Origin of the sequence: Bacillus sp. NPDC094064 (assembly GCF_050279585.1) — a bacterium.
Lineage (GTDB): Bacteria > Bacillota > Bacilli > Bacillales > Bacillaceae_G > Bacillus_A.
In genome coordinates, this window is record NZ_JBNNUI010000005.1 from 55,894 (window position 1) to 70,095 (window position 14,202).

The 14,202-nt window shown below is 38.7% G+C and carries 16 protein-coding genes; 5 read left to right on the forward strand and 11 right to left on the reverse strand.

Annotated elements, in window-relative coordinates; translation table 11 throughout:
* The first annotated feature begins 5 nt into the window (after positions 1-5).
* Entirely contained in the window at positions 6-836 is an 831-nt protein-coding gene (locus tag ACQKNI_RS13000; protein ID WP_098253219.1) for a YhfC family intramembrane metalloprotease, read from the forward strand.
* A 23-nt stretch (positions 837-859) separates the two neighbouring features.
* On the opposite strand, the gene ACQKNI_RS13005 is transcribed toward ACQKNI_RS13000, so the two are convergent.
* The gene (locus ACQKNI_RS13005; protein ID WP_140417450.1) at positions 860-1,303 is read right to left on the reverse strand and encodes a hypothetical protein; all 444 of its coding nucleotides are present in this window, start codon (positions 1,301-1,303) and stop codon (positions 860-862) included.
* Between the two features lie 131 nt (positions 1,304-1,434).
* On the opposite strand from ACQKNI_RS13005, the gene ACQKNI_RS13010 reads away from it, so the two are divergent.
* Together ACQKNI_RS13010 and ACQKNI_RS13015 are read left to right on the forward strand one after the other, a co-directional pair.
* Complete coding sequence (locus ACQKNI_RS13010) at positions 1,435-1,989, forward strand: histidine phosphatase family protein (protein WP_088232125.1); 555 nt, start codon at positions 1,435-1,437, stop codon at positions 1,987-1,989.
* Between the two features lie 74 nt (positions 1,990-2,063).
* Positions 2,064-2,543: a YbaK/EbsC family protein gene (locus ACQKNI_RS13015; RefSeq protein WP_088232124.1), complete on the forward strand. Its 480-nt coding sequence runs from the start codon at positions 2,064-2,066 to the stop codon at positions 2,541-2,543.
* A 20-nt stretch (positions 2,544-2,563) separates the two neighbouring features.
* Here ACQKNI_RS13015 and lipA read toward each other — a convergent pair whose 3' ends face one another.
* Positions 2,564-3,460 carry a lipoyl synthase gene (gene lipA / locus ACQKNI_RS13020; RefSeq protein ID WP_088232123.1) on the reverse strand — a complete coding sequence of 299 codons (897 nt, stop codon included), beginning with the start codon at positions 3,458-3,460 and terminating at the stop codon, positions 2,564-2,566.
* Between the two features lie 189 nt (positions 3,461-3,649).
* On the opposite strand from lipA, the gene ACQKNI_RS13025 reads away from it, so the two are divergent.
* Complete coding sequence (locus tag ACQKNI_RS13025) at positions 3,650-4,633, forward strand: M23 family metallopeptidase (protein WP_098858895.1); 984 nt, start codon at positions 3,650-3,652, stop codon at positions 4,631-4,633.
* A gap of 35 nt (positions 4,634-4,668) precedes the next feature.
* On the opposite strand, the gene yunB is transcribed toward ACQKNI_RS13025, so the two are convergent.
* From yunB to ACQKNI_RS13040, 3 genes are all read right to left on the reverse strand, one after another.
* A complete protein-coding gene (gene yunB, locus ACQKNI_RS13030) occupies positions 4,669-5,400 on the reverse strand; it encodes a sporulation protein YunB (RefSeq protein WP_098858894.1) in 732 nt (243 codons plus the stop codon).
* Positions 5,401-5,454: 54 nt separating this feature from the next.
* Positions 5,455-5,757 carry a YunC family protein gene (locus ACQKNI_RS13035; RefSeq protein ID WP_000248467.1) on the reverse strand — a complete coding sequence of 101 codons (303 nt, stop codon included), beginning with the start codon at positions 5,755-5,757 and terminating at the stop codon, positions 5,455-5,457.
* 65 nt (positions 5,758-5,822) lie between these two features.
* Positions 5,823-7,238, reverse strand: a complete 1,416-nt coding sequence (locus ACQKNI_RS13040; protein WP_427282475.1) for a bifunctional metallophosphatase/5'-nucleotidase — start codon at positions 7,236-7,238, stop codon at positions 5,823-5,825.
* A gap of 186 nt (positions 7,239-7,424) precedes the next feature.
* On the opposite strand from ACQKNI_RS13040, the gene ACQKNI_RS13045 reads away from it, so the two are divergent.
* On the forward strand, positions 7,425-7,550 hold the full coding sequence (locus tag ACQKNI_RS13045; RefSeq protein WP_427282421.1) for a hypothetical protein: 126 nt from the start codon (positions 7,425-7,427) through the stop codon (positions 7,548-7,550).
* Positions 7,551-7,965: 415 nt separating this feature from the next.
* On the opposite strand, the gene sufB is transcribed toward ACQKNI_RS13045, so the two are convergent.
* From sufB to metQ, 6 genes are all read right to left on the reverse strand, one after another.
* Positions 7,966-9,363 carry a Fe-S cluster assembly protein SufB gene (gene sufB, locus ACQKNI_RS13050; RefSeq protein WP_088232119.1) on the reverse strand — a complete coding sequence of 466 codons (1,398 nt, stop codon included), beginning with the start codon at positions 9,361-9,363 and terminating at the stop codon, positions 7,966-7,968.
* A gap of 48 nt (positions 9,364-9,411) precedes the next feature.
* A complete protein-coding gene (gene sufU / locus ACQKNI_RS13055; protein WP_000009523.1) occupies positions 9,412-9,843 on the reverse strand; it encodes a Fe-S cluster assembly sulfur transfer protein SufU in 432 nt (143 codons plus the stop codon).
* A complete protein-coding gene (sufS, locus tag ACQKNI_RS13060; RefSeq protein ID WP_001020767.1) occupies positions 9,833-11,053 on the reverse strand; it encodes a cysteine desulfurase SufS in 1,221 nt (406 codons plus the stop codon). Before sufS ends, sufU begins: the two co-directional genes overlap by 11 nt.
* Entirely contained in the window at positions 11,053-12,345 is a 1,293-nt protein-coding gene (sufD, locus tag ACQKNI_RS13065; protein WP_088232118.1) for a Fe-S cluster assembly protein SufD, read from the reverse strand. Before sufD ends, sufS begins: the two co-directional genes overlap by 1 nt.
* A gap of 15 nt (positions 12,346-12,360) precedes the next feature.
* On the reverse strand, positions 12,361-13,146 hold the full coding sequence (gene sufC, locus ACQKNI_RS13070) for a Fe-S cluster assembly ATPase SufC (protein ID WP_000929160.1): 786 nt from the start codon (positions 13,144-13,146) through the stop codon (positions 12,361-12,363).
* Between the two features lie 238 nt (positions 13,147-13,384).
* Positions 13,385-14,191: a methionine ABC transporter substrate-binding lipoprotein MetQ gene (gene metQ / locus ACQKNI_RS13075; RefSeq protein ID WP_000722401.1), complete on the reverse strand. Its 807-nt coding sequence runs from the start codon at positions 14,189-14,191 to the stop codon at positions 13,385-13,387.
* Between the last annotated feature and the right edge of the window lie 11 nt (positions 14,192-14,202).

Genomic DNA, 14,202 nt, shown 5'->3' on the forward strand with positions numbered 1-14,202 from the left:
ATTTCATGCATAATATATATGTACATATATTAGAAAGCGGTGAAAGTATGGTTTCAAATACGGTAATTGCCAGCATCACAATTCAGCTTGTGCTTTCAGTTCTGGTACCAATTATTGCGCTCGTTTATTTTCGTAAAAAATATCATATTAGTTGGAAAGTCGTTGGAGTTGGTGTCCTTATCTTTATCGGATTTACCCAAATTCTCGAAACACCTTTCCACCTATTTATGCGCGGTAATCCAGCGATAGCTCCATTTTTAGAAAACCCATTTATTTTTGCAATATACGGCGGATTAACTGCTGGTATTTTTGAAGAATTAGGACGCTTCGTTGCCTTTTACTACTTACTAAAAAAATATCAAGAATATAAAGATGGTTTCGCTTACGGAATTGGTCATGGCGGAATAGAGTCCATTTTAATCGGCGGATTCTCTGCTTTGCAAGCACTTATATTCGCGAATTCAATTAACAACGGTAGCTTCGCTCAAATGGTTGAAAAACTACCAGCAGAACAACTATCGCAATTAAACTTGATAAAAGACATGTTAGTTGAACAACCTGCCTATTTACACCTCCTTGGTAGCCTAGAAAGAATTATGGCACTAGTACTGCAAATCGCCTTTACAATGCTTGTCTTATACGCGGTAAAACAGAAGAAGTACATCTTCCTTGTATACGCTATACTATTCCACGCATTGGTAGACTTCTTCGCGGCACTTTACCAAACAAAAACAATCAATATCTTTGTTGCAGAAGGCATCACCCTTCTCTTCACAATTGGTGCTGTCGTTCTTATTCGCAAAATGAAAGCGAAATTAATGAGTGTGCCGCAGTAAAAAATAACCCACCAATTGGTGGGTTATTTTTTATAAGAATCATCACAATGATGATAACTTTTACCCGCTTGCAGCTCCCTTTTTGTTTCTGCATCTATAACGATATATTTATGCAACTCCTCTACTTCATTTTGAGAAAAGGAAGCGAAAAAATATACTTGGCGATCTGGATGAATAAATGAATCATGCAGCACCACTCTACTCCGACAGCCGACAGCTGTTTTTTGCTGGAAGATAAATGTCTCATCGGCCACTTCTTTAAATGATATTTTTTTCCGAACGCTGTATGCTGCATTTTTGTACTCTTTATAGATTTTCTTATCTAACTGTTCATAAAACACATCCTCACTCACAAATGGTTTATTTCGATTGCTTGGATAGTCTATTTTTGGGTTGGATGCTGCATATGTTGTGGACAATTGCATAAGAAAACAAATAATAAATACAATACCTATTATTTTTTTCATAATGACACCTCATTTTTTTATCCACATTACTTTTCCACATATTCAGATCACTATGCCCTTTCCAAGAAAAAGGAATATTTTCCACTTTTGTCGAAGTATATAAGCGTCAACTTGAAAGATGGGGATGAATTATGAAAAAAATTATTGTAATACGACATTGTTCCGCAACTGGCCAAGAACGTGATGCCGAATTAACGAACGTAGGAAGAGAACAAGCAAACAGCCTTGCTACATTCCTCTTAGAAAATCATCTACAAATAAATCATATTATTTCAAGCCCATTTGTCCGAGCTATCGATTCCATTCGGCCCTATGCGCTTCAAGCTAATTTATCTATCCACGAAGATGAGCGACTAGCTGAGCGCATATTAAGCAACGTTCCAATGGATGATTGGATGCAAAAATTAGAATCTACTTTTACAAACATAGATATTTCCTTTTCAGGCGGAGAGTCAACAAAACAAGCAACAGACCGTGCCATATCGCTTATCCAAGACGTTTTAAAACTAGAGCATGACACAACAGTACTCGTTACACATGGCAACTTACTTACATTAATTTTAAAGCACTTTGATCCTTCCATTGGCTTTCATGAATGGAAAACTTTAACCAATCCTGATATGTACGAAATTACATTAGATGAACAATCGATTATAAAACGATTATGGGAAGTACCATCCAAGTAATATCCCTTTCCAAAACATTCAGTTGACGCCGCGAGAAGAGACTGTACTAACAATAGAAAGGGGTATCATTCCATATGTACGAAGACGTACTTGCTTTACTACATAAAACAAATGTTTCTTATGAGAAGTTTGAACACGAGCCAGTACTCGATTATGAAACAGATCGTATCGTGCGTGAAAGGCTTGGCTTACGAGGTACTCCAAGTAAAAGTTTATTTTTAAAATCAAAATCCGGGGCATATTACGTATTTTTCACTTTAGAAGGCACTCGGCTTAACCGAGGAGAGATGAAAGAAATAACTGGCGAGCACTTATCACTCTATTCTCCTGATGAATTAAGAATGGAAATGGGCTGTACTCCAGGATGTGTAGCTCCTTTCGGTTATTCACAAGATGTGACAATTATTGTGGACAGTTCCATTTATACGTACGATAAAATTTTAATTACACCTGGTGTACCTGAATTTACGATTGAATTATCCACAGAGGAATTAAAAAAGATTTTATTAACATGCCCAAATACCGTTTTAGAGTACAAACAAAAAGAGAGCTAATGATTAGCTCTCTTTTTTCATTATTTCGCTTCTGCTGTGTTTTCTTTTGCAGAACGTACCTGCTCGTCCGCATGGTAAGAAGAACGCACAAGTGGGCCAGCTTCACAGTGGCTAAATCCTTTGCTAAGTGCAATTTCTTTTAGCTCTGCAAACTCTGCTGGTGGGTAATATTTAAGAACTGGTAAATGCTTCTTAGACGGTTGTAGGTATTGTCCAAGAGTTAAAATATCCACATTGTTTGCACGTAAGTCATCCATTGCTTCAATTAAATCTTCTCTTGTTTCACCTAAGCCCACCATAATGCTCGATTTAGTTGGAATATCAGGCTGCATTTCTTTTGCTCGACGTAAAAACTCTAATGAACGGTCATACTTTGCTCTAGCGCGAACTCGGTCAGATAATCGACGTACTGTTTCAATGTTATGGTTCAAAATATCTGGTTTTGCATCCATTAACATTTTTAAGTTTTCTTCTACTCCACCCATATCAGATGGTAATACTTCGATAGACGTAAATGGATTTTTACGACGTACAGCGCGTACTGTTTCAGCAAAAACAGCTGCTCCGCCGTCCTTTAAATCATCACGTGCAACCGCTGTTATAACAACGTGCTTTAAGCCCATTTGTACAACAGAATCTGCTACGCGTTCTGGCTCTTGTAAATCAAGCTCATTTGGTAAGCCTGTTTTAACCGCACAGAAACGACAAGCACGTGTACAAACCGCACCTAAAATCATAAATGTTGCTGTTTTCCTTACAGCCCAGCATTCATGAATATTTGGACATTTAGCTTCTTCACAAACGGTATGAAGATTTTTAGAACGCATCATTTTCTTTAAGCCTGTATAGTTTTCATTCGTGTTTAACTTAATTTTCAACCATTCGGGCTTGCGCTTATATTCTGTTTGTTTTGTCATGGTTATCAACTCCGCACAATATGAAATAGTTTACCGTGTTCGCTTCTTTCAATGTAACATATCTATTCTAACGTATGAAAGCGATTTGCTCAAATGAAGATTCTAAGATTTTTTCCAATCGTTCCCTATAATGAAATACTCCGTATATCCCACACTAAAAAGAGTGATGTTGCGAAAGGAGTCTATTTCATGCTTCGAAAAATTTCTCTTTTGCTTTCGATTTGTTTTCTTCTTCACCAAAACATCGCTTACGGTGAAGATAATCAGCAAAGCATATACGAAAAGCGCATGGCACTCTATAAAGAAACCGAGCAATCTTCAGGCATTCCGTGGTATTACTTAGCTGCAATGGATCAATATGAAAGAAATATACGGAGCGTAAGAAAAGATATTCCGAAAAAACCAGATGCCATCATTTCCCTTTATTTCAAACCAGAAATATGGGCTGGACCTGTTAATAGTAACGATACTCTCCCCCATACAATTTCTCTATTTGGCGGGTTAGGTTTAGATGGTGACAAAGATGGATTTGCAAATCCAAATAGCGATCGTGATCTTCTGCAAACTGCAGCGACCATTTTAAAGAAGCAAGGAACGTCAGAAGACCGTATAAAAATTATGCTTTGGGAATATTATAGACGTGCGAAAACAGTTGATTTAATTACCGAATACGCCCAAATTTATAAACAGTATGGACGTATTAACTTAGAAGGAAATGCCTTCCCTCTTCCGATTCGTAGTGATCATAGCTACCGGAGTACATTTGGCGCTGGAAGAAGTTTTGGCGGCAGAAGGATTCATGAAGGAACAGATATTTTTGCCCGATATGGCGTACCAGTTAGATCTACTTGCTATGGCATTATTGAAACGAAAGGCTGGAATCGTCTTGGTGGATGGCGCATCGGCATTCGCGACCTTCATAATAATTACCATTATTACGCTCACTTAGGTGGGTTCTCAAAAGAAATACAGCTTGGACAAATTGTCGAGCCAGGAAAAGTAATCGGATTTGTTGGCAGCACTGGATACGGTCCTCCTGGCACAGCTGGAAAATTCCCACCTCACTTACATTTCGGCATGTATAAAGACAATGGTTATACAGAATGGGCTTTCGATCCATATATGCATTTAAGTCTGTGGGAACGAAAAGAACGAGCAAATACAAAACGATAACCGTAGCATATTGCTACGGTTATTTTTTATATGCACTAACTATCTGTTTTCTTCTTATCAGGTACAACAACACTTCCGCTTCCGTAATAAGTAGGTACTTCTCCTTGGACGATACGCGTTGCAATTGGGACATCTTTCTTCACCGTTATTTCTTTCGTATGAAATGGAATAATCACTTGCAATGTTACTTCCATCTCCATAACAATTTGAATGGCTGTCGTATTAATCCCATGTGGCTCAATTTTTTGTTTAATATCCGTATTCACATGACCAATTGTAGTGAAATCAATAGGAATATCTGGTCCTATATTTCCAAGAAGCGCATTATCCGTTACACGCCCAAAAGGAATCGACATCTTTGCCCCGTTTTTTTCAGAAAGCCCTAGCTCCTTCAAATTCCCTTGCTCTACTTGCTGTAAATATTTTTCTATGTATGTGGTCGTTGATGTTACGATTTCATTTACTTGCTTTGTATTTAAATTAATTGTGGATACTTTCCCATTTTTATCATTTTGTACTTTCATTAATGAATCGACATCGAATCCTTCATCAATCCTGTCTTTTACCGCCTTCGTCATAACCGCTGTTGCCATTTTATGCGTCTCTACTTCTCCATATTTAAGTAAGGTCGGCTGAATGCTACTATTTACAATCCATAATCCTTGCACAAGTAATATGACAAAAAGAATAAACGACATAAGCAGTATATACCGAAAGGAAATAGGCCCCCTTCGAAACCGCGAATTTCTCAAGCGAAATATACTCATAAAAAAACCTCCTTCTTATATCATTTCTATGCAAGAAGGAGGGACGATATATGCTTATCTCATTTTTAATAATGCTTCTTTTCCAATCGTTCCTACTGGAATACCTAACGCTTCAGCTCCAGTCGTTACCGATTCTAACGGTGCTTCAAGAAGTTGTTCAATCGTTCTTACGCCAACCGCACGGCCAGCAATAATTCCTCGATCTCCTAACTTCTCATTTAAAAGACCTACATCTAATGCACCGCACATAATATATCCTTTATCGCTCATTACAGCTAGCAAATTTGTCTTTGGAAGTTTGACGCTAACGGCAATAAACGTATAGTTATCAATTATAATAGGCTCTACATTAACCATAGTTCACACTCCTCTCTTTCTTATCTGTATGACAAGAGAAAAATGAGTGTTACAAGTTAACTAGCCTATAGTTTGACGGAAGATGTATGAGTTATTAACATGTCTGTTAACACATCTCTAAGTAGTTCTGGCATATAATATTGTTTGTCAGAAAGTGTGGATAGCTCTGGGTATAAGTATCCAAATGTAAACATATCAATCGTTCCTACCGTATATATACGATCTAACTCCAGCGATTCTCCGTTAACCAATACATCTTCGAGTAAAATTTTATTCCCAGGAATCGTGTCTGGAATGACTTCTACACCAGCGTAAATCATTTTCCCCATTACTTTCCCGCGAAATCCGAATCCTTTCACCTCAAGATTCTCCATATTCGGGCGGCGTGCTTTCAAAATAACTTCCCTTAACGTTTTCCCCGGCACTTTTAATAAACATGGATTAATTGGATGTGGACAAATTCTGTGAATGTCTCCGCGTGTCACAACACCTTCATTTAATCCTTCAAGAAGTACACCAGCGTTCACCATTCCAATCTCTGCACCGCACCACGTTTTCAGCGCACTTGCTAACATGTGCGAAAACGTCGTCTCATGAAACCAATCGACCGGTAATGATTCTTTTAAATGAACGACAGGCTCTGCCATAATATGTTTACTCTCTTCCTGCAGCGCTTCAATTGTGGATAACGGTTCACTATAAGCACCTAACCGTTCTGTATTAATCGCTCTACCATCTTTCTTCAACAGCTTCTTCGTCTCTTTATCCACAGTAAGCTGAACGTGTCCAACGTAACGTCCCCACTTTTCACAACAACAAAGCAAAGTATTATTCACAAGAACGCCTCGCTCAAATAAATGATGCGTATGCGCCCCTAAAATAACATCTATATCATAATGCTCCGCCATATACTCATCCATGCTTTTTCCAAGGTGAGATAGGACAACAGTAACATGCGCCTCATCTTTCACTTCTTCTAAAATGGATTCTAAATGCTCGATTGGATCTTCAATGTGCCAGTCTAACATTTGATAAAACTCTGGATACGCTACCGTTAATCCAATAAAGGCAATCGTAATCCCATCTGTCGTTGTATGCAATTTATAAGGCTGCGCCCACCCAGGACGTACCCCTTCTTTTTCAAATAAATTCGCTACAAGCACCTCAAACCCAGCATCATCATATAGACGATTCAAATGCTCCTTCGCTAACGTAATTCCTTCGTTATTTCCAATCGTTACATAGTCATATAATGCCTCATTTAAAAGCTTCGTATTTCCAAGCCCATTTGTCGCTTCCGAAATACTATGAAAACGATCCACATGATCGCCAATATCTACAGTTAAAACAGTCTCTCCCGCTTCCTGTCTTCGCTTTTTCTCCCCTTGTACAAACCGAGAAATTTGCGGCCAATTTTCAAAATGACTATGTATATCGTTTGTATGATAAAGGTGGATGATTGTTTCTTTATTTATATTCAGAGAAAAAACCTCCTCTCAGTTCCTTACTGCCATTTACGCTATACGTACGCAATAATCCTGTAAATACTTTTCGTCTTTTCTTGCTATTTTACATTGTACTCGCATTATGAGAAAAAGCAAAAGATTGCCCTTTTCATGCGAAAAACTTTATATTACTTTTTCTAGTTTGAGGAGATTTTCTGTGGAATGATTGTAGCTAGAGGAGAGGTTGGGGATTGGGGATTGGGGATTGGGGATTTGTCAGTATCTTTGCCTCACTTACCTGCTTTTCGTATAGTTGCCGGGTATACAGTCCTCTCTGCCATGTCGTAATTTGTTGGTAAATCGATATTCCTTGTCGAAACGTCGATATATTAAAATAATCGCTGATATATTCCAAGTTATGGTCGATATATTTGAAAAATCGCTGATATATTTAACCGAACACCCACCTGGGTATCCCGTCTCAGCCTAAACTGATCTCAACCAAGCAGAACACAAAAAAAGCGCCCTGCACAGCAGGGCGCTTTCTTCATACATATATTATCCAGTTCCAGCGGCTAGAATGTTCGGTGGCTTCACTTCTTCCCCCTCACATTCTGAACGAGCCGCTTCCACTTTAAATATTGTCCAGCTTCGCCTCCTAGACCCTCATGTCTAAGAACCTTCCGCACCAGAAGATAAAAAGCATCTTCTGTGCGAAAGAACCTTAGCCAACGGGTCTGAACAGTCGGCTCCGCATTTCTATTTAACCAATAGAACCTTCCATCTCAAACTTAATCAGGCGGTTCATTTCAACTGCGTATTCCATTGGAAGTTCGCGAGTGAATGGTTCGATGAAGCCCATTACGATCATTTCTGTAGCTTCTTGCTCAGAAATACCGCGGCTCATTAGGTAGAATAATTGTTCTTCTGATACTTTCGATACTTTCGCTTCGTGCTCAAGTGAAACGTAATCGTTTTTGATTTCGTTGTAAGGAATTGTATCAGATGTAGATTGGTTATCCATGATTAACGTATCACACTCGATGTTAGAGCGAGAGTTTTTCGCTTTTGGTCCGAATTGTACGATACCACGGTAAGTTACTTTACCACCATGCTTCGCAATCGATTTAGAAACGATTGTTGAAGATGTGTTTGGTGCTAAATGAATCATTTTCGCACCAGCATCTTGGTGTTGGCCTTTACCAGCAATCGCGATAGATAATGTTAAACCACGAGCGCCTTCGCCTTTTAAGATAACTGCTGGGTATTTCATCGTTAATTTAGATCCGATGTTACCGTCAATCCATTCCATCGTTGCGTTTTCTTCACAAACCGCACGTTTTGTAACTAGGTTGTATACGTTGTTCGCCCAGTTTTGGATTGTAGTATAACGGCAATATGCATCTTTCTTAATGATGATTTCTACTACCGCACTGTGAAGTGAGTTAGTAGTGTAAACAGGTGCTGTACAACCTTCTACGTAGTGTACGTGTGCGCCTTCGTCTACGATAATAAGCGTACGCTCGAATTGTCCCATATTTTCAGAGTTAATACGGAAATACGCTTGAAGTGGTGTATCAACTTTCACACCTTTTGGAACGTAGATGAATGATCCACCAGACCAAACTGCAGAGTTTAATGCAGAGAATTTGTTGTCTGTTGGTGGGATTACTTTTCCGAAATGCTCACGGAAAATGTCTTCGTTCTCTTTTAATGCGCTATCTGTATCTTTAAATACGATTCCTAGAGCTTCTAGGTCTTCTTTCATGTTGTGGTATACAACTTCAGATTCGTACTGTGCAGATACACCAGCTAAATATTTTTGCTCAGCTTCTGGAATACCTAATTTATCAAATGTCGCTTTAATTTCATCAGGTACTTCATCCCAAGACTTCTCAGATTTCTCAGATGGTTTTACGTAGTACGTAATTTCATCGAAATCTAAGTCGTTTAAGTCGCCGCCCCATTGTGGCATTGGCATTTCATAGAACTTATCCAGTGATTTTAAACGGAAGTCTAACATCCACTGTGGTTCTTCTTTCATACGTGAAATTTCTTCAACGATCTCTTTTGTTAAACCGCGTCCAGCACGGAAAATCGAAACGTCTTTGTCTTTGAAACCATATTTGTAATCGCCGATATCTGGCAGTTGCTTCGCCATGTTGGTGTGTCCCTCCTTAGATAACCTCGTTTTTAGGAACCTTTAACATTACTTATCTTCGTTTAAGCCCTTTTCTAACGCTTTCCACGCTAATGTTGCACATTTAATACGTGCAGGGAACTTGCATACGCCTTGTAATGCTTCAATATCTCCTAAATCGATGCTGTCATCGTACTCTTTTCCTAGCATCATGTCAGAGAAAATTTTCGAAAGCTGAAGTGCTTCTTCAATTTTCTTCCCTTTTACTGCTTGTGTCATCATTGAAGCTGAAGACATTGAGATGGAACATCCTTCGCCTTCAAACTTCGCTTCTTGTACAATACCCTCTTCTACTTTCATCGTAAGTTGAATACGATCGCCGCACGTTGGATTGTTCAAGTTAACGGTAACACTATCTTCTAACACGCCATGGTTACGAGGATTCTTATAATGATCCATAATAACTTGACGATATAACGTATCTAAATTATTAAATGACATTTGTGAAATACTCCTTTGTCTTGATTAGCGATTCAACAAATGTATCAATTTCTTCTTTTGTATTATATAAATAGAAGCTCGCACGTGCTGTTGAAGAAGCTTTTAGCCACTTCATAAGCGGTTGTGCACAGTGGTGTCCTGCGCGAACTGCAATGCCTTCTACATCTAATACAGTCGCTACATCATGAGGATGTACGTCTTCAATATTAAATGTAACAAGACCAGCGCGATGCTTTGGACCATAAATTGTAACGCCATCTACTTCTGATAGTCTTTCTAAAGCGTATTGCGCTAATTCATGCTCATGCTTTTCAATATTATCAAGACCGATTTCTTCTAGGAAATCAATTGCCGCACCAAGTCCGATTGCATTACCGATAATCGGTGTACCTGCTTCGAACTTCCACGGAAGCTCTTTCCAAGTAGATTCTTGTAAATCTACGAAATCAATCATTTCACCACCAAATTCAATTGGTTCCATATTGTTTAGCAATTCTTTCTTACCATATAATACGCCGATGCCTGTAGGTCCGCACATCTTATGAGCAGATAATGCGTAGAAATCACAGTTTAAATCTTGTACATCCACTTTCATATGAGGTGTACTTTGTGCACCGTCAACGACCATAATTGCGCCATTTTCATGTGCAATTGCACCGATTTCTTTGACAGGGTTAATCGTTCCAAGTACGTTTGATACTTGCATAATAGAAACGATTTTTGTATTCGGTGTAACTGTTTGACGAACATCTTCTAAAGAAATTGTACCGTCTGGTTGAAGCGGAAGGTATTTTAAAGTTGCACCCGTTTTCTTCGCAACTTGTTGCCACGGAATGATGTTACTATGGTGCTCCATGTAAGAAATAACGATTTCATCGCCTTCTTTTACATTTTCAAGACCATAGCTAGCCGCTACTGTATTTAATGCAGTTGTCGTCCCGCGCGTGAAAATAATCTCTTCCATTGATTTCGCATTGATGAACTTGCGAACTTTCTCACGTGCACCTTCATACGCGTCGGTAGCTTTCGTACCGAGCGTATGAACACCGCGATGCACGTTAGAATTATATTCTTTATAATAACGTTCTAACGTTTCAATGACTTGAATTGGTTTTTGAGAAGTTGCTGCACTATCGAAATAAACAAGTTGTTTGCCGTTCACTTTTTGATCAAGAATTGGAAACTGTTTGCGTATTTCATGAATATTCATTAGCGAACTTTCCTTTCAATTACCTCAACAAGCTGTGCTTTTACTCCTTCAATTGGAAGCTCATTTACTACTGGTGCTAAGAATCCATGGATGACTAAACGTTCTGCTTCGCGTTTTGGAATACCACGGCTCATCAAGTAGTATAGTTGGATTGGATCTACGCGACCTACTGAAGCTGCGTGACCTGCCATTACATCATCTTCATCAATTAAAAGGATTGGGTTTGCATCGCCGCGAGCTTTTTCGTCTAGCATAAGAACGCGAGAAGATTGTTGTGCATTTGATTTAGATGCACCGTGTTCAATCTTACCAATTCCGTTAAAGATAGATGTTGCACTATCTTTTTGTACACCGTGTTTTAAGATCCAACCTTCAGAGTGTTTACCGAAGTGAACAACTTTAGTTGTAAAGTTTTGTGTTTGGTTACCACGGCCAATTGTTACTGTTTTCGTATCAGCATATGAACCGTCGCCCATTAAGTTCGTAACGTTCTCTGAAATTGTGTTTCCGTCATTCATAAGGCCTAGAGCCCAATCAATACGGCCGTCGCGTCCTACTACTCCGCGGCGGTTCACATAAGTTGTTACGTCTTGTGCTAATAGATCAACCGCACCGAATTTCACTTGTGCGCCTTGTTCCACGATTACTTCTGCTACGATATTTGCAATACCTTTAGCATTTTCATTTGCAACGTAGTTTTCTACATAAGTTGCAGTACTGTTCGCATCAGCTACGAATAATACGTGGTTATATACGTTAGCTTCTTCGCCGTCTACTAAGAATACAGCTTGAAGTGGAGTTTCAAGAACAACGTTTTTCGGAACATATACGAATGCACCGCCGTTGATTAATGCAGCATGAAGTGCAGTTAAACGATGCTCGTCTACTTTCACGCCGTCTTTCATTAAGTACTTTTGTACTAGTTCAGCATGCTCTGTTGCAGCTGTTACGATATCTGTAAAAATAACACCTTTTTCTTTTGCTTCGTCTGCTAAAGAAACGAACGCAGTTGTACCAGTACGTTGCACTAATACGCTGTTATTTTCATCGATTAAGTTTTTCACTGCTTCTGGAAGTTCAGTTAAAGAACTTACAGGCTCTTGCTTAGCAGCGTCGCCTTTTCCGATAAAGTCCCATTTGTCAATTTTCGTTTTATCAGGCGTTGGCATTGGAAGTTCAGTTGCTTGTGCAAGAGCTTGTAAGCGGAACTCAGTCAACCAAGCAGCTTCGTTTACTTCGCTTGCGCGTTGACGGATTGTTTCTTGATCGAAAGGTAATGTACCGATTGTCATGTTTATGCTCCTCTCTTACGCTTCTTGCTCTGTTGTTTCGTCTTCAATACCTAATTCTTTTTTAATCCAGTCGTAACCTTCAGCTTCTAGACGTTGTGCAAGCTCAGGGCCACCAGATTTAACGATACGACCGTTCATCATAACGTGAACGAAGTCTGGAGTGATGTAGTTTAATAAACGTTGGTAATGCGTAATCATTAGGCAACCGAACTCTTCGCCGCGCATTTCGTTAATACCTTTAGATACAACTTTTAACGCATCGATATCAAGACCAGAGTCGATTTCGTCTAAGATTGCGATTTTTGGCTCGATCATCATTAATTGAAGAATTTCGTTACGTTTTTTCTCACCGCCAGAGAAACCTTCGTTTAAGTAACGTTGTGCCATTTCTGGATCCATTTCTAGGAATTCCATGTTTTTATCTAACGTACGGATAAATTTCATAAGAGAAATTTCATCGCCTTCTTCACGACGTGCGTTAATTGCAGAACGTAAGAAGTCAGCGTTTGTAACTCCGCTAATTTCACTTGGATATTGCATTGCTAGGAATAGACCTGCTTGTGCGCGCTCGTCTACTTCCATTTCTAATACATCTTCACCGTCGATGATGATGCTACCTTCTGTTACCTCATACTTTGGGTGACCCATAATTGCAGAAGATAAAGTTGATTTACCTGTTCCGTTAGGTCCCATAATTGCGTGGATTTCTCCACCCTTTACTTCAAGGTTTACACCTTTTAAAATTTCTTTGCCATCAATTGATACGTGTAAGTCTTTAACCGTTAATGTAGAACCAGCCATCTCAATACCTCCATTAATCCTATATATACATTTTAAAAATTCCTAAAACGTTCATATTCTCATTTTATTCTCATTCTAATTTTATATCAAATAAAATGATATCGCAAACGACGAAAAAAAGTAACAATTTTTTCACAAATGTATATAAGTATTTCCTTTTCACCTTTATATGATACACCTTTCTTCTTATATATATAAAGAAAAAAGGACCGGAAAATTACCAGTCCTTTCCTTATTTTCATTCACTTACCGGAAGTACAGCACCTTTATATTCTTTATTAATAAAATCTTGAATTTCTTTTGAATGTAGTACTTCTACTAGCTCTTTAATTTCTTTTTTCTTCTCGTCACCTTTACGAACTGCAATAATATTTGCATATGGAGAGTCTGATCCTTCGATCGCAATTGCATCCTTTGTTGGGTTTAATTTCGCGTCAATTGCGTAGTTTGAATTAATAAATAAAGCATCCCCTTCATTATTTTCATACAGCTTCGGTGAAAGTCCAGGTTCCACATCTGTTTTAAACTTTAAGTTCTTCGGATTTTCCACAACATCTTTTACTGTCGCCTTAACAACGTCTACTCCATCTTTCAGTTTAATAACGCCACCTTTTTGTAACAGTGCTAACATACGGCCACGCTCCGCTACGTTATTACTCATAATAACTGTCCCGCCATCTGGCAAGTCTTTTAAGCTTTTATATTTCTTAGAATAAATGCCCATTGGTTCTAAATGGATTTTTCCTGCGTTTACAATTTTATATCCTTTTTCTTGAATTTCTTTATCTAAATACGGAATGTGCTGGAAATAGTTCGCATCAATCTCCTTATCCGCTAACGCTTTATTTGGTAACACATAGTCTTGGAATTTTTTAATCTCTAACTTAATACCTTTTTTCTCTAATATCGGCTGTGCCTTCTCTAAAATAACAGCGTGCGGCACGTTAGAAGCTCCAACGACAAGCTTATTCTCCTCTTTCCCCCCGCAGGCAGCTAATGTAAATACAGATAGTGCTGTAACAACTGACAGTAGAATCTTTTTCATATGACGTCCCC